This window comes from Halolactibacillus sp. JCM 19043 (assembly GCF_001310395.1).
GTDB classification, from domain to species: Bacteria; Bacillota; Bacilli; order Bacillales; family Amphibacillaceae; genus Halolactibacillus; species Halolactibacillus miurensis.
On record NZ_BAXD01000004.1, the window covers coordinates 96,856 to 121,509 of the forward strand.

The 24,654-nt window shown below is 39.0% G+C and carries 20 protein-coding genes and 3 pseudogenes; 20 read left to right on the top strand and 3 right to left on the bottom strand.

The window, feature by feature from the left end; all coding sequences use genetic code 11:
- Positions 1 to 120: 120 nt before the first annotated feature.
- The 15 genes and pseudogenes from JCM19043_RS18610 to JCM19043_RS04090 form a co-directional block, all read left to right on the top strand.
- Positions 121 to 663 (top strand): annotated as a pseudogene (locus JCM19043_RS18610) (alpha-mannosidase); the annotation flags it as partial.
- Between the two features lie 533 nt (positions 664 to 1,196).
- Complete coding sequence (locus JCM19043_RS18615; protein ID WP_369813751.1) at positions 1,197 to 1,898, top strand: glycosyl hydrolase-related protein; 702 nt, start codon at positions 1,197 to 1,199, stop codon at positions 1,896 to 1,898.
- Complete coding sequence (locus JCM19043_RS04030) at positions 1,895 to 3,196, top strand: glycoside hydrolase family 125 protein (protein WP_062320204.1); 1,302 nt, start codon at positions 1,895 to 1,897, stop codon at positions 3,194 to 3,196. The genes JCM19043_RS18615 and JCM19043_RS04030 overlap by 4 nt, the downstream gene beginning before the upstream one ends.
- A 75-nt stretch (positions 3,197 to 3,271) precedes the next feature.
- Positions 3,272 to 4,141 (top strand): sugar phosphate isomerase/epimerase, encoded by an 870-nt coding sequence (locus JCM19043_RS04035; RefSeq protein WP_062320206.1) that lies wholly within the window; start codon positions 3,272 to 3,274, stop codon positions 4,139 to 4,141.
- Between the two features lie 10 nt (positions 4,142 to 4,151).
- Positions 4,152 to 4,541: a hypothetical protein gene (locus tag JCM19043_RS04040; protein WP_062320209.1), complete on the top strand. Its 390-nt coding sequence runs from the start codon at positions 4,152 to 4,154 to the stop codon at positions 4,539 to 4,541.
- The gene (locus JCM19043_RS16270; RefSeq protein ID WP_156321330.1) at positions 4,448 to 4,900 is read left to right on the top strand and encodes a hypothetical protein; all 453 of its coding nucleotides are present in this window, start codon (positions 4,448 to 4,450) and stop codon (positions 4,898 to 4,900) included. The genes JCM19043_RS04040 and JCM19043_RS16270 overlap by 94 nt, the downstream gene beginning before the upstream one ends.
- A gap of 82 nt (positions 4,901 to 4,982) precedes the next feature.
- Positions 4,983 to 5,963: a Gfo/Idh/MocA family protein gene (locus tag JCM19043_RS04050; RefSeq protein ID WP_062320298.1), complete on the top strand. Its 981-nt coding sequence runs from the start codon at positions 4,983 to 4,985 to the stop codon at positions 5,961 to 5,963.
- 10 nt (positions 5,964 to 5,973) lie between these two features.
- Complete coding sequence (locus JCM19043_RS04055; RefSeq protein ID WP_062320213.1) at positions 5,974 to 6,849, top strand: sugar phosphate isomerase/epimerase; 876 nt, start codon at positions 5,974 to 5,976, stop codon at positions 6,847 to 6,849.
- A pseudogene (locus JCM19043_RS04060) lies at positions 6,842 to 7,904 on the top strand (Gfo/Idh/MocA family protein). The gene JCM19043_RS04055 and the pseudogene JCM19043_RS04060 overlap by 8 nt, the downstream one beginning before the upstream one ends.
- A 12-nt stretch (positions 7,905 to 7,916) precedes the next feature.
- Entirely contained in the window at positions 7,917 to 9,218 is a 1,302-nt protein-coding gene (locus tag JCM19043_RS04065) for an alpha-L-fucosidase (protein WP_062320215.1), read from the top strand.
- A gap of 38 nt (positions 9,219 to 9,256) precedes the next feature.
- Complete coding sequence (locus tag JCM19043_RS04070) at positions 9,257 to 9,877, top strand: YesL family protein (protein ID WP_062320216.1); 621 nt, start codon at positions 9,257 to 9,259, stop codon at positions 9,875 to 9,877.
- A 39-nt stretch (positions 9,878 to 9,916) separates the two neighbouring features.
- Positions 9,917 to 11,224 (top strand): cache domain-containing protein, encoded by a 1,308-nt coding sequence (locus JCM19043_RS04075; protein ID WP_062320218.1) that lies wholly within the window; start codon positions 9,917 to 9,919, stop codon positions 11,222 to 11,224.
- Positions 11,225 to 11,226: 2 nt separating this feature from the next.
- Positions 11,227 to 12,108 carry an AraC family transcriptional regulator gene (locus tag JCM19043_RS04080; RefSeq protein WP_197274733.1) on the top strand — a complete coding sequence of 294 codons (882 nt, stop codon included), beginning with the start codon at positions 11,227 to 11,229 and terminating at the stop codon, positions 12,106 to 12,108.
- 14 nt (positions 12,109 to 12,122) lie between these two features.
- Entirely contained in the window at positions 12,123 to 13,154 is a 1,032-nt protein-coding gene (locus JCM19043_RS04085; RefSeq protein WP_062320223.1) for a Gfo/Idh/MocA family protein, read from the top strand.
- Positions 13,155 to 13,166: 12 nt separating this feature from the next.
- Positions 13,167 to 15,677, top strand: coding sequence for a glycoside hydrolase family 2 protein (locus tag JCM19043_RS04090; RefSeq protein ID WP_062320225.1), 2,511 nt, complete (start codon positions 13,167 to 13,169; stop codon positions 15,675 to 15,677).
- Positions 15,678 to 15,719: 42 nt separating this feature from the next.
- Here JCM19043_RS04090 and JCM19043_RS04095 read toward each other — a convergent pair whose 3' ends face one another.
- Positions 15,720 to 16,346: a copper homeostasis protein CutC gene (locus JCM19043_RS04095; RefSeq protein ID WP_062320227.1), complete on the bottom strand. Its 627-nt coding sequence runs from the start codon at positions 16,344 to 16,346 to the stop codon at positions 15,720 to 15,722.
- Positions 16,347 to 16,455: 109 nt separating this feature from the next.
- Complete coding sequence (locus tag JCM19043_RS04100; protein ID WP_062320229.1) at positions 16,456 to 18,195, bottom strand: methyl-accepting chemotaxis protein; 1,740 nt, start codon at positions 18,193 to 18,195, stop codon at positions 16,456 to 16,458.
- Positions 18,196 to 18,540: 345 nt separating this feature from the next.
- Between JCM19043_RS04100 and JCM19043_RS04105 the strand changes: the two genes are divergently transcribed.
- The gene (locus tag JCM19043_RS04105) at positions 18,541 to 19,020 is read left to right on the top strand and encodes a DUF2798 domain-containing protein (RefSeq protein WP_062320231.1); all 480 of its coding nucleotides are present in this window, start codon (positions 18,541 to 18,543) and stop codon (positions 19,018 to 19,020) included.
- 710 nt (positions 19,021 to 19,730) lie between these two features.
- On the opposite strand, the gene JCM19043_RS04110 is transcribed toward JCM19043_RS04105, so the two are convergent.
- Entirely contained in the window at positions 19,731 to 19,946 is a 216-nt protein-coding gene (locus JCM19043_RS04110) for a hypothetical protein (protein ID WP_062320233.1), read from the bottom strand.
- Positions 19,947 to 20,158: 212 nt separating this feature from the next.
- On the opposite strand from JCM19043_RS04110, the gene JCM19043_RS04115 reads away from it, so the two are divergent.
- The 4 genes and pseudogenes from JCM19043_RS04115 (at position 20,159) to JCM19043_RS04130 (ending at position 24,584) form a co-directional block, all read left to right on the top strand.
- Complete coding sequence (locus tag JCM19043_RS04115) at positions 20,159 to 20,860, top strand: response regulator transcription factor (protein ID WP_062320236.1); 702 nt, start codon at positions 20,159 to 20,161, stop codon at positions 20,858 to 20,860.
- A gap of 641 nt (positions 20,861 to 21,501) precedes the next feature.
- Positions 21,502 to 21,860, top strand: a pseudogene (locus tag JCM19043_RS18620) (ATP-binding protein).
- 95 nt (positions 21,861 to 21,955) lie between these two features.
- Positions 21,956 to 22,723 (top strand): ABC transporter ATP-binding protein, encoded by a 768-nt coding sequence (locus JCM19043_RS04125; RefSeq protein WP_062320240.1) that lies wholly within the window; start codon positions 21,956 to 21,958, stop codon positions 22,721 to 22,723.
- A complete protein-coding gene (locus JCM19043_RS04130) occupies positions 22,695 to 24,584 on the top strand; it encodes an ABC transporter permease (RefSeq protein ID WP_062320242.1) in 1,890 nt (629 codons plus the stop codon). Before JCM19043_RS04125 ends, JCM19043_RS04130 begins: the two co-directional genes overlap by 29 nt.
- Positions 24,585 to 24,654: the final 70 nt, after the last annotated feature.

Here is a 24,654-nt window from a genome sequence, read left to right on the forward strand (position 1 = left end):
ATTACCGAAGAATCAGCAAGTCAAGATTTAAAAGTTGTTGAAGGCGAATTACGCTCACAACACACAGATGGCTGGGGCACGCTTGTGAATACGGCCTCTTCTCGGGTGTACTTAAAACAAATGAACCAAAAAGTTCAAACGTTGTTAGAGAAAGTAGCCGAGCCATTAGCCACTTTTCGTTACTTCATAGACCAGACATATGATCATGACATGTTTGCATATGCCTGGAAAACCCTCATGCAAAACCATCCGCACGACAGTATTTGTGGTTGCAGCGTAGATGAAGTGCATGATGAAATGGTGACGCGCTTTAACAAGAGTGAACATTTCACCGAAATGTTAATCGATCGTACGTTAGATCAGTTGGTTAAACACATTGATACATCAACTTTTAATGCGTCAGATGTTCATCCTTTTGTTGTTTTTAATACGTTAGCTGATAATCGAACGGATCAAGTCAGTGTAACTTTAGATTTAAAACGGGCCTATTATCGAGATGGCGTCAATAAAGACGTATTAAGACAGATTGATGTTGATGGCTTTGTCATCGTAGATGAGAATAAAACGATGTATCCAGTTGAAGTTGATGACCATGGACTCGTGTTTGATTATGACTTACCAGAAGATAAATTTAGACAGCCATATATGGCGCGTCGTGTGACTGTAACATTCAATGCAGAATCTTTACCGGCACTAGGTTATCAAGTCTTTGCACTTGTGAAAGGTGACGTTGACGTAGCAACACTCGTGACGAAAGAAAATCAGATGGAAAATGATTATCTAGCTGTTGAGATTATGCAGAATGGGTCACTGAGTATAACAGATAAGCGCACAAACCAACATTATCAAGGTTTAAATATCTATGAAGATACAGGTGATATCGGTAATGAGTATATGTATAAACAATCAAGTGATCATCTTGTCAGAACGACAGAGGAAGAAACCGCAACAATTGAACTCATTGAGAATTCTGCGGTTAAAGCAACATATAAAATCACCCATGAATGGCTCTTACCAGAATCAGCCCAAGAGACATTAATAAAAGAACAACAAGAACTCGTCTGGTTCACAAACCGCAAGTCAGAACGGTCACTCAAAGAACAACCGCTTAAAATTGAAACGTACGTGACGCTTACGCATTCAGCGACGTATGTTGATGTAAAAACAACGATAGCAAATAACATTAAAGATCACGCTTGCGCGCGTTATTCAAGTCAAATATCGAAACAGATCACCATTATGCAGAAAGTGTATTTGAAGCAGCTAAGCGTCAAAATACACCAAATCGTGAGTGGACGAATCCAGATTATTCACAACACCAACAAAGTTACGTGGATGTTTGTAATCAGGACCGGGGATTATGTATCGCCAACAAAGGCTTAAATGAATATGAAATCCTTGCGTCAGATACAACGATGGCCGTCACACTGTTACGTTCCGTTGGTGAACTTGGGGATTGGGGATACTTCCCTACACCACAAGCACAATGTCTCGGTGAACAGACGGTTGAATACCGGATTATTCCGCATGGTGGTGAGAGAGAGCGTTTTGAGGCTTATCAATTAGCACAAACGTTCCAGGCGCCGCTTATTAGTAAAGCATTACCTGTTCAAACAGGCACGTATCCTTCTACCTACAGCTTTATTGAGCTAGAAAAGCCGGCAGCACTAAGTTATTCAAACGTAAAAGTAGCTGAGGCATCTAACGACGTCATGGTACGCCTTGTTAACTTGGATGAAGAGGCTCACGCATGTGCGATAGAACAAAGAAATAACAGAACGTACTATCAAAGTGATGTGATTGAACGTAAACATCAACCATTAAAGAATGATAAAGTGACGATGGATGCTTACGAAATAGTTACGATTGGTATTCATTCGGATAAGGAGAATAAATGATGACAACAGACTTACCAAAAGTCATGCTCGATTTAATTGAAGAAGTCAAAGACCATTTTCACGCGACGCCAAAAATCGGGCGTATGTTTGAGAAGGCATTTAAAAACACTTATGAAACGACGATTCAAAGAAACGGTGATCACACATTTGTGATCACCGGAGATATTCCTGCCATGTGGTTAAGAGATTCTGCTGCACAAGTAAGACCTTATTTGATACTTGCTGAAAAAGATCAAGACTTTCAAGCGTTGATTCGTGGGGTGATTAATCAACAAATTACCTTTATTAATCACGACCCTTATGCGAACGCCTTTAACAAGGAGCCAAACGGTGCGCGCTACCATGATGATGAAACGTTTATGACAGATTGGATGTGGGAGCGCAAATACGAAATAGATTCCTTGTGTTACCCGGTTCAACTTGCATATCTGTACTGGAAATCAACCCATCAAACAGATGTGTTTACGGCTGACTTTAAACAAGCGCTTGAAACGATGATCGCCACGTGGCGTCTTGAACAAAACCACGAGCAATCTGACTACACCTTTATTAGAACAGGTTGTCCTGCTCAAGATACCCTTTCCCATGATGGAAAAGGTGCGCCAGTAAAAGAAACGGGCATGACATGGAGCGGTTTTCGTCCGAGTGATGATGCTTGTCAGTATGGTTATCTCATTCCTTCAAATATGTTTGCGGTCGTCGTTCTCGGTTATGTTGCTGAACTAGCAGAAGACATATTTGATGATCAAGTATTAAAGCAAGCCGCTCAAAGTTTAAAACAAGAAATTGAGGCAGGTATTCAGCAGTATGGCGTTGTTAACCATCCTGAGTATGGAGAGATATATGCTTATGAAACAGACGGCTTCGGACATCACGTCTTAATGGATGATGCGAATGTGCCAAGCTTACTATCTGCGCCTTATTTAGGTTATCTCACCAGTGACGATCCTATTTATCAAAACACACGTCGATTCTTATTAAGCAAACACAATCCATATTACTATGAAGGTGATGTAGCCAAAGGCATAGGGAGTCCCCATACGCCGTCAGAGTATATTTGGCATATCGCTCTTGCGATTGAAGGCATGACAACAACCGATTCCGCAGAACGAGAACGTCTGTTAAATTATTTCATGACAACAGATGCTGACACAGAACTGATGCACGAAGGGTTCCATGTTGATGACCCAGAGCAATTTACACGACCATGGTTCTCATGGGCCAACATGATGTTTAGTGAATACGTCTTAACTGAAATGGGCGTTTACGTGAAAGGCAGTCCATTAGAAAAAAAGTAACAGCAGTCTGAATGAGATATATAGGATTTTTATGAGCGTGATCCATACAGGATAAAACTGAAAGGATGAATCAATATGAAGTATGGTTTAAGCAGCTATAGTTTATTAGATGCGATTAATAATGACGAGATGGACATTTTAGATGTTGTTACATGGGTGAGTGAACAAGGCTTCGATCACTTAGAGCTAGTCCCTTATGGTTACACGTTAGTCGATAATTACGCCTTGGCTGACAAACTAGTCGACAGAGCTAAATCACTAGGTTTAGAGCTATCTAACTACGCCTTACCAGCAAACTTTATCCATGAAACAGAAGCGGACTTTCTCGAAGAAGTCGAACGGCTAAAAAGTCATGTTGATCTTCTTAATCATATGGGGATTAAGCATATGCGTCACGATGTTACCTTGTTCACCTTGCCACCTGAGTGCCGTACGATTAGTTATTTAGAAAAGCATTTAGATCAAATTGTCAGAGGGAGTCAACTGTTAGCTGATTACGCGGCGCAATTTGGTATTACGACAACGATTGAAAATCACGGGATGGCGGTACAGCATAGTGACCGTGTCCTTCGTGTCGTTGAGAAAGTCAACCGCGACAACTTTAACGTCACCTTAGATGTCGGGAATTTTCTTTGTGTCGATGAAGATCCACTTGTCGGTATTAAAAAACTATTGCCGCATGCATCGCTGATTCATTTTAAAGATTTTTACCGAAAACCTTATTACGCCCCACCATTAAATGGGAAGTGGTTTGATACAGCTAGTGGCAATTATATTCGCGGTGCTATTTTAGGTCAAGGTGACCTTCATTTAGTCGAAACAGCGAAGTTAATTAAAGCGAGCGGTTACGATGGATACCTTACCTTAGAGTTTGAGGGTATGGAAGAGTGCCGGATGGCAAGTCAATTAGGTTTAGAATACTTAAAACATTTATTTGAAGAGTAGGGGGGATTATATGACAGCGATTAGACTAATCGGTGAGCATCATCAGGCATTTGTTGAACAGTTTAAACAACTGAATGCTTCGCGTCATACACATAACGAACCAGACGATAACATTGTCTATCTAGCCCACAATACCGTAACAGTTGATGAAATAAAAGCACTCCTAGATAAAGACGCGGGACTTGTGTTACCGATCTCTGCGATTCAGTCAGTGACCTATTATCAACAAGTCAAACAGTTCGTTGATCAAATTAATGCCGAGGTGAAGTGGTCAATACCTGTGCGAGTCATCCACATTTTCATGCGATGGCCGAGCAACTTGAAGCCGTTGATTTCACTGATAAAGCTATTAATCGTATCACTGTATATAAGAATCAAGCAGATAAAACACAAACCTTAGCGCAACAACTGCTTGGTTTATACATGTGGTTAGAGTCAACGATGTCTCCTGTGACGTCTATTATGGCGGTTGAACGAGAGAAGGCTACACATAGAGTGCTTGTGCTTTCGATTCAACATGAGGCAGGTACTATGACGAATGTACAACTGGTCTACACGGATGACACTGAACATGTTGCTATTGAAGTAACAGGCGCTAACGGTATGCTGGTACAACAAAGTGACAGTGAACAAGGGGCCGTCGTGTTATCAAAAGGTAACAGAGCGGTGTTAGATAGTGTGTTTAGTAAGAAAGAAGTACAAAATGTGTGGCAGGCGATACATCAAGCGTTGATGAAAAAAGCCAAGAAAAACGAATAGAAAAGGGCTTAGGCCTTGTTGAAGCAACGGAACAATCACTTGAGAGTAAACGACCCGTAAGTGTGAAGGGAGTGAGTCAATGATGAACATAGCGATACTAAGTTTTGCCCATATGCATGCTGAAAGCTATGCGCAAGCCTTATTAGCACAAGAAAATGTAACTTTATCCGGTATTTGGGATGATGACGTAGCGCGTGGTAAGGATGCGGCTCATCGTTACGGCACAACCTTTTATGCTGATTTAACCGCCTTGCTTCAGACAGATATAGACGCCGTCATTGTTTGTAGTGAAAATTACCGCCATAAAGCGTTAGTAATTGAAGCTGCTAAGCATCACAAACATATTTTATGTGAAAAGCCGATTGCAACGGAAGTAGAGGATGCAAAGGCAATGATCAAAGCGTGTGAAGCACATCAAGTGACGTTACAAATTGCGTATCCTGTTCGCTTTATCCCAGCCATTGAAGCAGCCGTTAGCTATATTAAAGCAGGTGGCATAGGAGACGTCATCGCGATTAATGCTGCCAATCACGGTCAGCTACCTGGTGGTTGGTTTATCGACAAAGAAAAAGCAGGTGGTGGGGCAGCGACTGATCACATTGTACACATCATGGATGTTGTTCGCTGGATGTTAGACGATGAGGTAAGTGGTGTCTATGCTAGGTTAGCGACGTTATTCCATAATATTGACGTGGAAGATTCAGGACAAGTGGTAATTGAGATGGAAAAAGGCACGCTTTTAAATCTAGATCCAAGTTGGTCTCGTCCGCGCACGTTTCCGATGTGGGGAGACGTATTAATGGAAGTCATTGGGACAGAAGGTACACTGAAAATTGATGGTTTTAAAGATACGACGACCTTTTATGATGACCAAGCGAAACAAGTGACAGCACTCTCATGGGGAATCGATATGGATGAAAGGCTCGTTCAAGACTTTGTTTCCTGTATTAATGAAGGTAGAAAACCATTTATTACGGGAGAAGACGGTCTGAGAACACTTAAAGTTGTAAAAGCAGCCTACCAATCGAATGAGACGAATCAATTTGTAAAAGTGACGCGATAGGAGGGTTATGATGAAACTTGGTATTAGCTCATATAGTTTACAGCAGGAAATGAATCAAGGAAGCATGTCCATGTTGGATGTGATGGATTGGGTTAAACAGCAAGGCGCAAGTCATGTTGAGATTGTGCCACTACATGTTGATTTGTTAGACACACCGTCACTCGTTCATGATATAAAAGAACAGGCAAAAGCCTTGAACTTAGCCTTATCAAATTATGCAATTGGTTCTAACTTACTACAACAAGGTGACGATTTAAGAAAAGAACTCGATCGAATTAAAGCGCACGTTGATATTGCTCATGCGCTCGGTGTTAAAAATATGCGCTTTGATGTGGGTTTCTTATCAAAAGAAGAATCAACCATCATTCGGTTTAATAAAGAATTACCTAAGATTGTGTCAGCATGTCAAGAAATTGCTGACTATGCGAAAAGATATCCTTTAACCGTTACAATCGAGAATCATGGTTACTTTGTTCAGCATAGTGATCGGATTATCACGATTTTAAATCAAGTGAATCGCGATAATTTTAAATTGACTTTAGATGTCGGAAACTTCTTATGTGCAGATGAATCACCCTTACTTGCAGTGAAAAAATGTTTACCTTACGCTTCGATGATCCACTTAAAAGATTTTTACTATCGTGAAACCGGTGTGGCGCTCGGGGAAGGTTTTTTTGAAACAATAAACAACAATCAGTTACGGGGCGCCGTGACAGGACATGGTGATATTCCGTTACGAACCATAATAGGTGAAATTGTCGCCTCCGATTATGATGGTGATGTTTCCATTGAATTTGAAGGCATTGAACCGTGTTTAATGGCGACTCAAACAGCTTTAAAACTTATGACAACATATCAACAATTAGAGGAGCGATCTTGTGAGTAAATTACGTGTAGGTATTATTGGGGCAGGTTCTATTTCTGATATGCATTTTCAGTCATATCACAATCATCCTGAGGTTGAATTGATGGCCGTATGTGACTTAAAAAAAAGAACGAGCAGAAGCAAAAGCAGAGCAGTATAACATTGAGCATGTGTATACGGATTACAAAGCATTATTGGCATCAGAAACGATCGATGCGGTTAGTATTTGTACATGGAATAATTCACATGCTGATATTGCCATTGCAGCTTTAACAAATGATAAACATGTGTTAGTTGAAAAGCCATTAACGAAAACAGTTGAAGAAGCGATACGTGTTCAACAAGCAGCCGAACAATCAACGAAAACCTTACAAGTGGGGTTCGTTAGAAGGTTTGCAACAAATACAACCGTGCTTAAGCGGTTCATTGATGCAGGAGATTTAGGGCCGTTATATTACGCTAAAGCTTCGTCATTACGCGTCTTAGGTAACCCAGGTGGTTGGTTCAGTGATATCGAACGCTCAGGAGGTGGCCCGCTCATTGATATTGGTGTTCATATAATCGATATGTGTTGGTATCTCATGGGCAAGCCTAAAGTACACTCTGTTACTGGCAGTATGTATAAAGCGCTTGGCAACCGTTCAAATATCGAATATAAATCATTTTACCAGGCGGCTGATTATGACCCAGAGAAGAATACGGTAGAAGATTTAGCAACGGCGATGATTAAGTTTGATAATGGTGCCACACTTGCCGTTGATGCAAGCTTTACACTTCACGGCAAAGAAGATAAAACAGAAGTGCATCTGTTTGGTGAAAAAGGTGGGGCTACCATTGAACCATCACTAAGTCTCTATACAGAAAAGCATGATGTCTTAACAGAAATCATACCAAAGATCGATGCACCAACGTTTGATTTTAACGAAAGCTTTCAAAATGAAATCAATCACTTTGTCGCATGTGCCAGTGGCCAACAGTCAACGATTGCGCCGGTTGAAGACGGGGTAGAAGTGATGAAGATCTTGGCGGCTATTTACGAGTCCAGTCAGACAGGAAAAGAGATTCGATTTGATTAAGGAGGCGTTGACGTGAGACACCCATCTTATAGCAACTGGCCAGATGAGTATCATGATCCAAGCTGGTTTACGCATGATCGCTGGGGTCTGTTTATCCATTTCGGCTTATTCTCATTAGCAGCAAGACACGAATGGCTCATGACAACAGAACAAATCACACCTGAGGTTTACCAACAATATTTTGATCACTTTAATCCAGATAAATTAGCCATCTCGACATGGCTAGATGAAGCAGTTCAAGCGGGGATGAAATATGTTGTATTAACGACAAAACACCATGAAGGGTTCGCTTTATGGGATAGTGATTTAACCGATTACAAAGTAACTAACACCCCGTTTAAACAAGATATTGTGCGCATCTATGTTGATGAAGCACGTAAACGCGGATTAAAAGTCGGTTTTTATCATTCATTAATTGATTGGCATCATCCCGATTTTACTTTGGATGGTCTGCATCCATTGCGTAATCAAAAAGAAGCACGTGAGTTGATGGATAAACGAGATATGACCGTCTATCGAACCTATTTAAAAGGACAAATTACCGAGCTGTTAACACGCTACGGGAAAATTGATTACATGTGGTATGACTTTTCTTATCCTCACCGAGATTGGGGCTGGTCGAAAGGCAAGGGAGAAAAAGATTGGGATGGCTATGGTATTGAAACATTAACACGTCAATTACAGCCACACATTCTTATAAATGACCGCTTAGATATTAAGCGAGGGATTCGAACGCCGGAACAATATCAACCTGAGCAACCAATTATCGAGAACGGGAAACCGGTGCTTTGGGAAGCGTGTCAAACGTTAAATGAGAGCTGGGGCTATGACAGGTATAATAGTAACTGGAAGAGTGTTGATCAGATTTTAAAAATGCTGATTGATACAGTGAGTAAGGGCGGCAATCTATTACTGAATATTGGTCCAAACGCTAGGGGGCTAATAGATCAACCATCACAAGCTCGCTTAGATGGTGTGAAAGAGTGGATGAGGTATCATGAAAGGTCAATTATTGGCTGTGGTCCGAGTCAATTTTCAGATCCGTTAGATTGTCGATTGACGCAGAAAGATGATAGATTATACGTTCACGTTTTTTCTTGGCCATTTCGACATATTCATATGAAAGGCATAAAAGAACATGTGCGGTATGCGCAGTTTTTACATGACGGATCCGAAGTGTTTTTCGAGACATTTGATCCGAATCAAGTGATCACTAGCACAGAAACAACAATTGGCCCAGATGATATTGTACTCGACTTGCCAGTTGTTCAGCCTAAAGTAACCGTACCGGTTATTGAAATTTTCTTAAAGTGAGCTATACTAGATGAATGTGTGAGAGGGGATGTACGACAATGAATGGTTTTATGCAAAAGTTTTATGAGGTAGGCTCATGGTTAAGTAAGGTGATGATGATTCATTTTATTTGGTTAGGTCTGACTATTTTAGGTGCAGGTGTGTTAGGAATATTTCCAGCTACATTTGCGGCTGCAAGTACGGTTTACCAAATGATTCGAGGAGAAGATAAAAAAATACACTTAAACATGTGGCAAGAATATAAACGTCGATTTCTTAAAGCGAATATTTTAGGATATGGTTGGGTGCTCATTGGCTTTATCCTATTTGTTGATTTTAGGATCTCTGAAGTTTTCATTCAGTGGCCGTTCATTCACTTCTTTTTAATCTTAATTAGTTCAATCGCGCTTGCGAGCTTTTTGATATTTATTACCGTCTTTTCTAGATATGAATTAACACCGCTTCAGTATTTTAAGCAGTCCCTTTTTATCGCCCTTGTTCAACCGATGGAAACCATTGCTGTTTTAATTAGTGCGGTATTAATGTTTTATCTATTTATGTTTCTACCTGTTTTAACCGCTTTCTTTGGTGTCGCGCTTGTGCTTTATCCTGTCCTTTGGTTCGGACATCGTGCGTGTGCTTCAATTGAGAGTAAAAAGTTAAAGGCAAGTCTTAGTTAATGTGAGAATTCAGGAATAATGAGTCGAGGAGAGAGTATTATGTTCACTATCTTTAAACAAAAAATATTTTATCGTTATTTACTATCGTATTTCGTCGCATTCATTATTCCCTTTCTACTATTAGGAACCTTTGTCTATGTGAACTTTATTGCTGATTTGCAAGAAGAATTAGAACAAGCAAGCTTTAATAACTTACAACAAGTGAGTGAATCTATAGGAGACAGAAAGCGAGAGTTTACCAATATTGCCACACGCATTTCAACAGACACTCGCCTTACTAGTTATCAACTCAATCATCCTTACTATAGCTATGAAGCTATTAAGGAACTCGGTAAATATCGGTCTAATAGCATTTTATTTGACGAGATCGCCCTCGTCTACCATGAGAATCCGGATGTAATATTTACGAGTCGAGGCTACCACACCTTAGAAAATTTTATTGCGCGTTATGACATGACTAATCTAACAGTTGAAGAACTATCGATGTTAATGAAAGAAGAGACACCTAAAGCTAAAATTGTTCATACAGGTGAGGGGCGAGATTATCTAGCTATTATTCAACCGATTATGCCAAATAGTCTATTCCCACATGGTAGTGTGACTTACATGATTGAAAAGAAACACTTTGTCTCAACGATGAGCACCGCCTTATCTGATTTAGTTGGCCATACGTATATTTTAGATAGCGAACAACAAGTCTTAGCAGAGTATATGAATGATGATGACTTCGCAACTGACATGTTAGATTTTGATGATATCTTAGAAAAAGCAAATAATGACGAAACCATTACCATTGAAGGAAAGGATTACACGTTAAACTTAGTCGAAGGTGATGACGGATGGTCCTATATTAGTATTCTTCAGGAAGGTCAATTATTTGGTTTGTTTAAAGGCACATTAACAAGCTACGTGTTAATGCTATTGGTTGTGTTTTTTGTAGGGGTTATCATTACGTATGTACTTAGTAAATACCAATACAAGCCGATAGATTTATTAGTAAAACAAGTGAAGACGACTCAAAAGCAAAGCAATCAAGAAGTCAATGAGTTAAGACAAGTCATGCATGCTTTTGAACAGTTGAATCATGATAAAGCAACCCTGTCAAAAACGTTATATAAACACCGACCTTTTGCGCAGCAACAATTTTGGATGCATCTATTAAAGGGAGAGTATCCTACAAAAGAAGCGATGTCTGACATGGCTTCATCACTTCAGTTAGAGTTAAATAAAGCGTATTATTTTGTCGTGATTTTACATTCAGATAGTGAAGGAATCAAAACATTTAAACAACAAGTTGAAGATCACTTAAACTATAAAACATGCAAGGTTATGCTGTTGATTTATTAAAAATGAATGATAAAGCATTGATTGTAGGAATGGATCAAAAAAATAAAGAAGAACAATCAGCTTATATTCAGCGTATTAAGAAGTTGATGAAAGTTGAACCGACCGTCGTTTCAGGTACGATTGTTGAAAGTGTCTACCAAGTGCATACGTCTTATTTAGAAGCGATGGTAGCCTATAGCTATATGAGTTATTATACGGCTGGTAGCACGATTTTCTTTGACGACATTACAACATCGACAGAAGAAAGTTTAGGTTATTTAAAAGAAGAACAGTTAAAGCTACTACAAGCTATAAAGCAAGGACAACCGACGATTGCTAAGGATACATTGGCAATCATCTTTAAGAATTTAAGAGAACGAGAGCGCTCGTTGAATGCATTAAAGGCCGTATGTTTTGATGTGATTAATTCTGTTGTAAGAACATTGTCTGAGCTCGGCGTACCTCTAGAAGAGTCTACATTTAATCAGCTCGTTGATTTTGTGACACTTGATCAGTTAGAGCATCATTTGGCACAGTTGATTTCGTCTACTTGTGAAGTTGTACAAGAGCGAATGGCTAATGATAATAATCGGATGGTACAAGAGATTATTCAATATATTCAAATACATTATAAAGATTATGATTTATCACTAGAAAGTATTGCTGAAAAATATCATATTTCGGCTTCTTATGCCTCTAAGTTGATTAAAGAACATTACGGGCTAAGTTTTAAACAATATGTTCAAGACTTACGTATGGCGTATGTGAAAGAACAGTTAACGATGACGACAAAGCCAATTAAGGCTATCGTTCATGACGTCGGCTACAAAGATGTCGCCAACTTTACACGTAAGTTTAAAAAAGAAGTCGGTGTCACACCTGGACAATATCGAAAGTCAAATTAAGGAGGTTTTAATTTATGAAAAAAATACATGTGGCGATTATCGGATGTGGGAATATCTTTCCGATGCATGCCCAATCAATTATCGAAAATGATAGCACAGACCTTGTCGCTGTCTGTGATATAAAGCCTGAACGTGCTGAGGCTAGAGCAAAAGAATTAGGGTGTCAAGCGTATACAGATTACATGCAACTGTTTGATGAACAAGCACTGGATGCTATTCATATTTGTTTGCCACACTATTTACATGCACCTGTTTCAATTGAAGCAACAAAAAGAGGCTTACATGTTTTAACTGAAAAGCCAATGGCGATTGATTATCAAGATGCGGTGGACATGTTAGAAACGGCAAAAGAAGCGGGAACACACTTCGGAGTTATCTTCCAAAACAGATATAATGCCGGCGTTCAATTGATTAAACGCTTATTAACGGATGGAACACTCGGTAAGATTAAATCAGCTAAAGCGAGTGTCACGTGGGACCGGTCGGATGATTATTATGCTAAAAGCGATTGGAAAGGGACATGGGATAAAGAAGGTGGCGGTGTCTTGATTGATCAAGCCATTCATACCCTTGATTTATTGCGCTTTTTTGTTGATGCGGATATTGAGTATATCGACGCGACGATTAGTAATCGTGGTCATGAACAAATTGAAGTGGAAGATGCCGCAGAAGGTATAGTCAAGTTTAAGACCGGTACAGTTGCTGCCTTTCACACCATCAATTACTACGGCTACGATGCTTCGGTAGAAGTTGAACTATATTGTGAGCGAGGCCTTGTTAAAATGGTGGGGGATAAAGGCACTGTAGACTTATTTGATGGACGAACATTTATTGCTGATAATGATCCTAATGAAACCTTCTCTTATGGTGAAAGTGTTAAAAGTTATTGGGGAGTTAATCATGTCAAACAAATTAATAACTTTTATGATGTGTTAGTAAATGGCGGAGAACTTTACATTAAGCCTGAAGAAGCCTTGAAAACGCAAAAGATGATTAACGCGATTTACCAATCAGGTAAAGAAAAACAACGGATATGGTTTGATTAAGGTGGTGAAGGCTTGATTATTAAAAGACAATTAACGGAGTGGGCATTTAAACAAGAACATGATACACGTTGGCGTCAGGCAACCGTACCTGGAACGATTCATACCGATTTAATTGATCATCAGCTTATTCATGATCCGTTTTATGGCGAAGAAGAAAAGCATGTGCAATGGGTTGACAAAGTTAACTGGGTATACCAGACGACGCTTGATGTAGACAAGGATCTACTAGGTAATGATCACATTAAACTTGTGTTTCATGGACTTGATACTTATACAGATATCGCCATTAACGGTCAGTCTGTTTATAAGACGGAGAATATGTTTAGACGGTATACAATGGATGTGAAAAAGTATCTTCACCAAGGTGAAAATACATTACAAGTCACGTTTGAGTCACCAATTAACCGGGATATAATGAAACCGTTAACAACGGGTGTGAATTACCCGGCAGATAATGATGATTCACAATTAGGTGGTGTGGGTCAACATAAATTAAGTGTCTTTGCTAGAAAAGCTCCTTATCATTATGGTTGGGACTGGGGACCAAGGTTTGTGACCAGTGGTATCTGGAAACCGGTAGAACTTGTCGCTTATTCCGTCGCTAAGATTGAAGATGTGTATGTGAATCAAAAAGAAGTGAGTGAAGAATATGCGCAATTACTGATTTCTATTGAAATTGAAGCCTCACGTTCAATGTCTGTCGATTGCCTACTGCAGTATGGCGATATCAGAAAACATATAACATGTGACTTACAAAAAGGTACAAATCACCTTGAAGTACCTGTTAATCTGACACATCCGCGTTTATGGTGGTCCAGAGGATTAGGAGAAGCTTATCGTTATAATGTTCAAGTATCTGTTTCTAGGAACAAACAAGTCATAGACACCACAACATTTAAACATGGTATCAGAAAAGTGGCATTAGTCCGGGATCATGATGAACATGGCCAAACTTTTTATCTTAAGCTAAATGACGTTCCGGTTTTCTGTAAAGGGGCTAATCATATCCCAAACGATAGTTTTATTCCTAGAGTAACGAAAGAACGTTATGAGCATGAAATTAATAGCGCTGTCGAAGCGAACATGAATATGCTACGCGTATGGGGCGGCGGTATTTATGAACAAGATATCTTTTATGAACTTTGTGATGAAAAGGGTCTATTAGTATGGCAGGACTTTATGTTTGCCTGCTCAATGTATCCTGGTGATCCGTCCTTTTTAGAAAATGTGAGACAGGAAGCGATTGATCAAACCAAGCGTCTGAGGCGATATGCCTCTGTCGTATTGTGGTGTGGTAATAATGAAATTGATGTCGCTTGGGCAGAATTTGAAGAAAACGCCGGTTGGGGATGGAAACAAAAATATTCTGATACAGTAAGGAAGCAGCTCTGGTTAGATTATAAAAATCTCTTTCATGGTGTGTTAGCTGAAGTTACCTCAAACGTCGTGCCTAATGAACCTTACTGGCCGTCATCACCATTAGCTGATCTGACACATGATAAGGAACAACATGCCTTGGGAGTAAAAACATCAGGCGACGTGCATTATTGGGATGTATGGCATGGAAAGCAACCGTTTGAAGCTTATAATGAGAACGTCGGTCGTTTTATGAGTGAATACGGTTTCCAGTCTTTCCCTTCAATTGAAACAATTAAAACCTTCGCGGAACCATCAGCTTATGATATAAGCTCAGATGTTATGTCACACCATCAAAAAAATGGCGCAGGTAATCAACTGATTAAAACGTATATGGACAAGTATTTACCAGAACCAAAAGATTTTGAGTCGTTTTTATATATGAGTCAAGTACTCCAAGCAGAAGGTATACAACATGCGATTGAAGCACATAGGCGCAATAAGCCCTACTGTATGGGTACGCTTTACTGGCAAATGAATGATTGTTGGCCCGTCGCATCATGGTCTAGTATCGACTACTTCGGACGATGGAAAGCGCTCCACTATCAAGTGAAAGAATCTTTTAAAGATGTGTTAGTATCGATTGAAGAAAAGAATGAGCAGCTGAATATCTTTATCGTTTCAGATGTATTAACGTCTCAATCTTTAACCCTATCAGTATCGCTACTAGATTTAGCTGGACAAGTCATGAAGCATCATCAGTCGGAAGTCGATGTCGCTAAAAATATGAGTCAATGTGTTCAGACAATCAACCTATCAGAGTTATTAGGAGATATGCCGAGAGATACGGTCGTACTTAAAGTAGAACTAGGCAATAAAGAAAATGTAGTCGATGTTAAAAAACATTATTTTGTTTCAACGAAACAATTATCCTTAGAGCCGGCAGATATTTCGGTGCAAAGAGATGAAACAAATCATTGTTTTAACATATCAACGACAGCGTTTGCTAAAAGTATTGAGTTAAAATCAGAGGAGGCAGGCTATTTCTCAATGAATTATTTCGATTTATTACCTGGAGAAACAGTCAACGTACAATTTTTCAAACGGAATCAATTAACACCTGAGTTACCAGAAGTGACAATAAGGTCTTTAATCGATACGATTTAAAGAAGATGCAGGAATGTCTATAAAGACAAACCTGCATCTTTTTTAGTATATCTTTGTCCCGTGAAATTGATCCGTATTCACGGCGTCTTTTAATACAGCTAAGTCAGACTTTTTAATACCCTTGCCAACGATAAACTCAAGGGCCCCATTCGCATAATCAATTAAATCATTAATCTCGTCTTTGTTATCTAAAACAGAGCAATCGGGTTGACTACCGTGAAGTAAAATCCGCTTAACGCCAAGTGCTATGCACTGATCAATAGCATCTTTTTTATCTTCAGCGTTAATTAAATCGAAGGCCATATGAAAAATAACATCTGATTGGGCAACACGCATAAGTTGCTTCATAGCGTCTAAATCAATCTGATTATTTTTTGTAAGAGCGCCCATTACTAAGCCATCTACATCTAGTCTGTTTAACTGTTGAATATCTTCTATCATAATAGCTAGTTCATCTTCTGTATAACAGAAATCCCCACTACGCGGTCGAACCATTGTAACAACTTGAACGTTATGAGTGTGAGCGACTTGAACCGTCTTTTTAACGACACCATAACTTGGGGTTGTACCTCCGCATGATAAATGATCGCATAGCTCAATTCGGTCAACGCCACGGTTAATCGCCTCTTCAATGAATGTGAAGTTTTCTGCGCAAAATTCAATTAACAAGTTTTCTCCACCTTTCAAATAATCCTTGTTCACACAGCTAATACCCAAGTCCTTTAGTTAATTGAACTCAAAGAACTTAGGCATGTAAGGCTGTTTCATTTAAAAAAATTTATAGTTTAAACTGCTTAACTAACTCGTTTAATTGTTCGGCAAGTTGAGCCAATTCATCCGAACTAGCAGCTACTTCTTCCATCGAACTACTCGTTTGTTGGATAGAGGCAGAAGATTGTTCAATACCAGCGGCAGACTCCTCAGAAATAGAGGCGATTTCTTCAATTGACGTATGCATTTTTTGACTATTGGTCGCAATTTCAGCTAAATTACTTGAGATTTCTTGTACGCGGTCGACCATGTCTTTTAATGCTTGATCGATATGGTTGAAGGTTTTAACTGTTTCGTTAATTTCTTCACTGCCTTTTTCTACTTCTTGATACCCTAATTGTAAAGAATCTGTAACCGATAACGTCTCCGTTTGTATGCCATCAACGATTTGGGTAATGTCAGTGACAGACGCGGTGACTTGTTCGGCAAGTTGTCTGACTTCATCGGCAACAACAGCAAACCCTCGACCGTGCTCACCGGCTCTAGCTGCTTCAATGGCAGCATTTAAAGCTAAAAGATTCGTTTGATCAGCAATATCTTTAATAACATAAACTAACTTAGAGACTTCTTTTGATCGATGATCTAAGCCCGATACTTTCTGTACCGCTTCTTGGACAATTTTATGGATTTGCGACATCTGATTACTTGAATGTGTCATCAATGTTTTACCTTGTGTCGTCATATCTAACATCTGGTTAGATGTGTCGTAAATGAGTTGCCCTTTTTCGTTTGCTTGTTCTACTACAGTAGTAAAAGCACTCATGTTATAGGCTAAATCACTTGAATGACTCGCTTGCGTTTCAGAACCTGAAGCAAGTTCTTGCATTGTCACCGCTACTTGATCAGATCCCGTTCTTACTTCGCTTGCCGACTGATTGAGCGTTTGACTATGAGTGGTCAATCGACTAGAGGTATCCGCCACGCTTGAAATCATGTCTTTTAAATTAGTTTGTAGATGATTCATCGCCTGAGCTAATCTGCCCGTTTCATCTTTAGACTTAAGTGTTAATTCCTCTTGTGTTAAGTCGCCTTTAGCCAAACGGTTCATATGCTCTGTAACGATACCAATTGGACGAGCGATACTATTAGAAAGTAACCAGATAATAAATAGACCAATGAGTAACGTCACGCCAACAGTAATAGAAACGAATAGGAGAATATGATTGGCCGCCTGATTAAAATCGCTCATATAGGTGGAAGAACTGACCGTCCATCCCCAGTTAGGATCGGTCTTTGAGTAAGCGATCCAAGGAACAATTTGCGAGTCATTATCTGGATGAGGGAAGTCGTAATAAGTAATACCCCCACCTTCATTACCTGTCTTAATCATATTTTGAACAAATTTCACACCGTTAGAATCTTCAAGTTCCCACGTGTTTTGTCCTTCAATATTAGGTTGCGCGAGACTTGTTCCTTCGTTATCTAATATGAATATGTAGCCTTCCTCACCGATTTTAATATTTTCATTTAACGGTCGAGTACCATCTGATTGTTTTTCACCTAAAATCGCCACTTTGACGCGTTCTTCAGCTTCGGCGCGGTCAAGTGTGCCTTTCTCTACTTCTTCATTCAAGTGATCAATCATCAGTAGTGTGAACTCAACACTATTCTTTAAATTTGTTTCACCTGCATCATCCAGGCTCGTACGACTTTGTTCGTAACTCATCCATCCTAAAATAATGAGAGGAATCGTTAATAGTAAGAATGATAACGCCATCAATTTCGTCTTGATTGATTTAAATGTCATAAAAAAACACCTTTCTAATTATCCAATTTAGATTTGATACACATGTTGCTTTGAAATCATCTTGCGTGAGAATACATGTTGCCATTTAATGTTTAATGATTGACGCGCCTAATGTATATATCGACCTATTGTAAAATATTTAAAGAATTCTACATATGACTTTTTATGTGACTAACAGAAATTCATGCGCTCAAAGGAACTATAGCCATATTTATATCAAGCGTAGTCGTTAGTATCGTTCAATTTTAATCATTTGAGTAGTAAGAGAAGAAATTATAAAAAAATTGCTTACATCAAATTTTCACTTCTGTTATACTGAGCTCTACTCAGAAGGGAGAGATAAATATGCCAACAACAAAAAAAGAAGGATTAATCTTTGGCGTCATGATGTGTTTTGGAATGGTGATCGTTATGTCTACTTATAACGTCATGTTAAATGGAGGGTTTAGTCACTTACCTATTAAGCATGTCATGGTAGAAATGGTTATGGGATTTTGTGTTGCGTTAATTTTAGACTTGTTAGTAGTGGGACCATTAGCGAGGAAACTAACCACCACACTACCATTTAATCAATCAAATAAGTTAGCAAAGATCCTTTGCATGTCTAGTATGATGGTTTTAGGCATGGTGTTTTTCATGTCTATATTTGGTCTAACGATGATGGTTCTTGCACAAGGTGTGAATGGAGGAAATATTTTTAAATTATATGGATCGATTTATTTAAGTAATTTCATTGTCGCTTTCCCACTCCAATTTCTCATCATGGGTCCGTTAGTACGCTATCTATTCACGAAGCTTATTAAAAATCAAGTGGTATATAGTTAAGAAGACTAGCGTTTTTTCAAAAAAGATATATTCTTTATCAATCATCGCATCTCTTCTCATCCTATACGAAAGTCAGGAAAGAGAAGGGGGATTTTTGTTTCTTGCATAGGTGTAACATTTGAAAAATAGAGATCGAAGCGATCAAAAAAAATAATAAGTTATTAGTAATAGCTAAACAGCTACATGAGTACAAGGCTATGCCGATAGATTATACGATTAATGTCGCATCTTATTACTACTTTTGATGTATCAAAGAAATTTTGTATGAATCAAAACGAAAGGAAAAGATCACGTATATGTGTCTGTTTAACCTTAGTTAATTATACGTATAAAATATAAATAAGAGCCTGTCATAATGATGGGCTCTTGTTTTATGTTAAGAATAAGATTCAGTCTCTTTTTAAGACGTTTTTAAATCCACAATTAAGTTGTTTAACTAATCTACTTGTTGATTTAAGAAATCAGCTAACTTATTTATTTCACTGATTAAATCATTTTGATGGATCACTTTTGTTTCAACATCTTCTGCATAATCAGCTATCTCTGAGGCAATCTTCGTCAGCTGTCACGAGTAAAAAGATGACGCGAATCATGACCATCATCAACGTGTATGATCACACCCTGTAGACGAAGATGGTTACGACAGGTACGAAAAAACTTAGAAGTGTTACTCAACCTTATCTTCCCTGCCGATAATGGTTAAAACACCCTCAAATGTTAACATAAGTGTTATATAAAATGCGAAATAGGGCAATCGGAACACCGAGGAAAATCATTGAAACAAGCGTAAAATAGTCGAGTTTTGTCATCATTTCTCCATGCATATTCATTATCTCAATTAACTCGTATGCGTGAAGCATATGTACTGCTCCCATTTTCATGAGGGTGATATAAGATAAACCTAACATTAATTTGTGTTCTTGCATCGTCGCCCTCCTTAATATAATCAATATAAATGCAGTACAGTGACAATATTGACAAATCCTAAATGACTATTTTCACATTAAAAGTTAGAAAGGTTATAATAGTTATAACGCAAGATGTCACGATAAATACGCCCGCATCGTCCTAAGAGAAGTGAAATCAATGACTTATTAGAATATAGACATAAAACCAGAATAAAGGATGGTAAATGACGATGGAAAAAATTATGATTGTCGAAGATGATCCGAAAATTGCTGAATATTTAGCGCAAATGTTACAGAAATATAACTATCAAGTAGTCAAAGTAACCGATTTTGAACAGGTTTTAGAAACTTTTCAAACAGTAGACCCACAACTGGTCTTGTTAGATATTAACTTACCAGCTTTTGATGGTTTCTATTGGTGTCGTCAGATTAGAAAAACATCCGTCTGTCCGGTGATCTTCATTTCGGCGCGCACAGGTGACATGGATCAAGTGATGGCACTTGAAAATGGGGGAGATGATTACATCACCAAACCGTTTCATCCGGATATTGTCATGGCCAAAATTAGAAGTCATTTAAGGCGTGCCTATGGTGAGTATGCACAAAATAATCAAGAAAGAACGCTTGAGTTGACGGGTTTAATATTAAGGCCGGAACGACTGGAATTACTCTTTAACCAACAAACGGTAACATTAACACAAAAAGAGGCCGCTATTCTAGAAGCGCTGATGGAGCGTTATCCACGGGTGAAAAGCCGGGGAGATTTACTTGAGTTATTGTGGGATGATGAAACATATGTCGATGAAAATACTTTAAATGTGAACATTACCCGAGCGCGAAAGAAGCTCCATGAGCTTGGGTTAAACAATACGATTGAAACCGTTCGTGGGAGCGGGTATCGCTTTAATGTCTCTTGGCGTGAGGATAAGTGATGCGTTTATTTTTTAGAGAACATCGACCACTTGTCTTGCTTCAATGTTTGTACCACTTCATTGTTAATAGTCTACTTCTACTTGCAGGTTTTAGAGATATCGGGGTCTTGTTGTATCTGAATCTATTATTGGTCGTATTTTTCGCTGGTTATCTGGTGTATCAATACGTGACAAGAAAAGCAATGTATCACCAATTAACCCGTGACATTACATCACTGGATGATGCCTTAGAACCAACCGGATACACACCTTTAGCAACGGCGGTAAGTGAGACGTTAAAAAAGCAATATCGTCTCTACCAAGAAGAGCTAAGCCATTTAGAACATCAACAAGCAGAACATGTTCTATTTATGGACCGCTGGGTCCATCAAATGAAAACACCGCTCTCGGTACTAGAGCTGATGACGGAGGATGTTGATGAACCAGAAGCGGCGAGTATGAAAGAAGAGCTAGAACGACTCAGACATGGCTTGTCGATGGTTCTTTACACGGCTAGACTACGTAGTATGGCAGAGGATATTCACGTAAGTGCAACGGAATTACTACCGCTGATCCATGCGGTAAATAAAGAACACCGTCGCTACTACATTCGTCATCACGTCTATCCAAAAGTCATCACAGATGATGAGAAAGTCGTTGTGATGACCGATGAGAAGTGGTTAGTGTTTATCTTAACCCAACTCTTACTGAACGCGGTGAAGTACTCATCAGGTAAGAGTGATGTGATTCATATTCAAGTTACCTCAACAATAAACGGCGTCACATTAACAATAAAAGACTTTGGCGTAGGCATTCCTATCGCGACCAAAAACGGATTTTTGATAAATTCTTTACCGGTGAAAACGGACGACGTTTTAGAGAATCAACAGGTATGGGGCTTTACCTAACGAAAGAAATGAGCGAGAAACTTCATCACCAAATCGAGGTAAGTTCTGTTCTTGGTGAAGGGACAAAGATAACACTTCATTTCACAACAACTCAAAACCTTACACCGATGTAAGGAAACTGAAAGTAAAATCGATCGTTTCGTTTATAGCTTTCACGTATAGTCAAGGTATCAACGGATTAAACGAAAAATCGAAGGAGTTTTTAAGGATGCTAAAAGTAAACAAAGTTAGTAAAGTATACGAGGGGAAAGTGAGCTATCGCGCTTTATCAGATATTGATTTAACTGTAGAAAAAGGTGAGTTTGTCGCCATTATGGGGCCGAGTGGCAGTGGAAAAACAACCTTACTTAACTTAATTTCAACAAATGACACACCAACAACAGGGAAAATCATGTTAAATGACCAACAACCGCACACACTGTCCAAAAATCAATTGGCGACGTTTCGGCGGACAGAGTTAGGGTTTGTATTTCAAGATTTTAATCTCCTACACACCTTAACTGTTGAAGAAAATATGGTCTTACCACTAACGCTTGAAGGAATAAAAGTCAAAGTAATGAAAGAAAAGGCAAGACAAATTGCGGAAAAATTAGGCATTGATAGCATCATGTCTAAACGGGTGTATGAAATCTCCGGTGGACAAGCACAGCGTGTGGCTATTGCCAGAGCAATGATCCATCAGCCGTCTTTGCTACTGGCGGATGAGCCAACAGGTAACCTTGACTCAAAAGCATCGAAAGATGTGATGCATTTACTGACTAAATTAAATAAAGAAGAAAAGACGAGTCTCTTAATGGTCACCCATGATGCGCAAGCAGCGAGTTATTCTGACCGGGTCATCTTTATCCGTGATGGTCAATTAGAGTCAGAGATTCATCGCGGGGATAACCGGCAGACGTTCTTCCAAAAGATTATTGATATGTTGTCATTGATGGGAGGAGAAACAAGTGAACTTTCGTCAATTCGCCTATCGTAATGTGACGCGGAATAAGCGGACCTATGTGGCTTATTTTCTAAGTAGTATGTTTACGGTGATGGTGTTTTTCTCATTTTTACTGTTTGCCTTTCACCCAACATTTGAAACCATTAACTCGAGCGTACGAACAGGGCTGTTAACGTCTGGTGGCATTATTTATGTCTTTTCTTTCTTTTATATTCTCTATTCTATGAGCACCTTCTTACAATCACGTAAGCGTGAATTTGGCTTGTTGATGATGCTTGGGGCATCTAATACGCAAATCAAAGCGATGGTCTTTATTGAGAATTTACTGATTGGAACATTTTCAACGATGTTTGGAATTAGTTTGGGCTTATTGTTTGCCAAAACCATTCTTCTAGTTGCCGAGAATGTGTTAATCATTGATGAGCGTCTTCACTTTTATGTCCCGTTTGAAGCGATCATTATTACGCTCATTAGCTTTTTAGCGCTGTTTGTCATAATCTCATTATTCGTTGCCTTCGTCCTCCGGACGAGTAGATTAGTAGCACTTATTAAAAGCGACCAAACCCCGAAGAAAGAACCGAAAGCATCGATTTTTCTATCGGTACTAGCAGGTCTTCTTTTAGCGATTGGCTATGGGATTGCTTTAACTGTTAAAGGTGTCGCTGTCGTAATGGCACTTATTCCGGTTGTGGTTATTGTCATGATTGGGACGTATTTCTTCTTCACTCAATTAAGTGTTTTTATCGTTCGATTTTTAAAGCGGCGTGACTATATTTTTTATAAACGGACGAATATTATATTATTTTCGGATTTATCATTCAGGTTAAAAGATAATGCCCGTACGTTCTTTATGGTTGCTATGATTTCAACCGTTGCCTTTAGTGCGATTGGGACCTTATTTGGTCTCCATTCTTATTTGACCGATGGTGTTATTGAGATAAACCCCTATAGTATCTCATACAAAATGGATTCAGATGACCAACCAGAAATAATGGCAGAAGAAGTTAACTATATTCATTCACAGCTTAAGAGTATGGGGGTAGAAGCTACTTCTGAAACGATTGATGTGGCCTTTGTTGATATGAATGAAGGGTATATTGTGCCTGTTTTAAAAGAAAGTGACTACAACAAAGCAGCCAAACTAATTGGTGAGCCGATCATTGACGTGGGTGAAGGTGAAACAATAATTAATGACCAAACTGTCGCGATGATCAGTGACGGACCTAAAGCGAGTGAAACATTAATGACTTTTTTAATTGATCTCGAAGGTGACCATACACTGACCCCAGCCAAGGTAATTCAAACAAATGTTTTTAGTTCGATGAACGGCTCTTATGTCATCAATGATGCAGACTATGTTAAGTTACCAAAGACATCGATGAACCGGACATCTAAACAGGTGTACTGGATGACTGAAGAGCTCTCAAGAGATGAGATTGTTGAGCTAGGTGAAGCTCTCGAAGAAATACCACCTTATCGGGTCTCGATGATTGATTATACCGTCTTCCAAATAGAACGTGGGTATGGACCGGCCTTATTTGTCGGCTTATTTATCGGGTTGATTTTCTTTGTCTCAGCCGGTAGTTTTCTATATTTCCGTGTGTTTACGGATGTGGATAAAGAAAAAGAAAAATTCACCATGGTAACAAAGCTAGGACTTAAAGAAACAGAACTAAAAAAAATCATTACCCAACAACTGGCGATATTATTCTTCTCACCGATTATCGTTGCGCTTATCCATGGGGGCGTCGCACTAACGGCGTTATCACATTTCTTTGATTATAATTTAATCAACGAATCTGCGCTTGTGTTAGGTGGTTTTACTGTTATACAGTTACTCTACTTTGTCCTCGCAAGACATTTCTATATTAAACAGGTGAAACGAATTTTATAAGTACAGTGTCCTCACCGAATGAACATAAAAAAGTCGAAAGAACAGCTGATGTTCTTTCGACTTTTTTAAA

Coding starts and splice junctions, on each gene's coding strand:
- JCM19043_RS04030 (WP_062320204.1), top strand. CDS start 1,895: ATGATGACAACAGACTTACCAAAAGTCATGCTCGATTTAATTGAAGAA.
- JCM19043_RS04035 (WP_062320206.1), top strand. CDS start 3,272: ATGAAGTATGGTTTAAGCAGCTATAGTTTATTAGATGCGATTAATAAT.
- JCM19043_RS04040 (WP_062320209.1), top strand. CDS start 4,152: ATGACAGCGATTAGACTAATCGGTGAGCATCATCAGGCATTTGTTGAA.
- JCM19043_RS16270 (WP_156321330.1), top strand. CDS start 4,448: ATGGCCGAGCAACTTGAAGCCGTTGATTTCACTGATAAAGCTATTAAT.
- JCM19043_RS04050 (WP_062320298.1), top strand. CDS start 4,983: ATGAACATAGCGATACTAAGTTTTGCCCATATGCATGCTGAAAGCTAT.
- JCM19043_RS04055 (WP_062320213.1), top strand. CDS start 5,974: ATGAAACTTGGTATTAGCTCATATAGTTTACAGCAGGAAATGAATCAA.
- JCM19043_RS04070 (WP_062320216.1), top strand. CDS start 9,257: ATGAATGGTTTTATGCAAAAGTTTTATGAGGTAGGCTCATGGTTAAGT.
- JCM19043_RS04075 (WP_062320218.1), top strand. CDS start 9,917: ATGTTCACTATCTTTAAACAAAAAATATTTTATCGTTATTTACTATCG.
- JCM19043_RS04080 (WP_197274733.1), top strand. CDS start 11,227: ATGAATGATAAAGCATTGATTGTAGGAATGGATCAAAAAAATAAAGAA.
- JCM19043_RS04085 (WP_062320223.1), top strand. CDS start 12,123: ATGAAAAAAATACATGTGGCGATTATCGGATGTGGGAATATCTTTCCG.
- JCM19043_RS04100 (WP_062320229.1), bottom strand. CDS start 18,195: ATGACATTTAAATCAATCAAGACGAAATTGATGGCGTTATCATTCTTA.
- JCM19043_RS04105 (WP_062320231.1), top strand. CDS start 18,541: ATGCCAACAACAAAAAAAGAAGGATTAATCTTTGGCGTCATGATGTGT.
- JCM19043_RS04110 (WP_062320233.1), bottom strand. CDS start 19,946: ATGCAAGAACACAAATTAATGTTAGGTTTATCTTATATCACCCTCATG.
- JCM19043_RS04115 (WP_062320236.1), top strand. CDS start 20,159: ATGGAAAAAATTATGATTGTCGAAGATGATCCGAAAATTGCTGAATAT.
- JCM19043_RS04125 (WP_062320240.1), top strand. CDS start 21,956: ATGCTAAAAGTAAACAAAGTTAGTAAAGTATACGAGGGGAAAGTGAGC.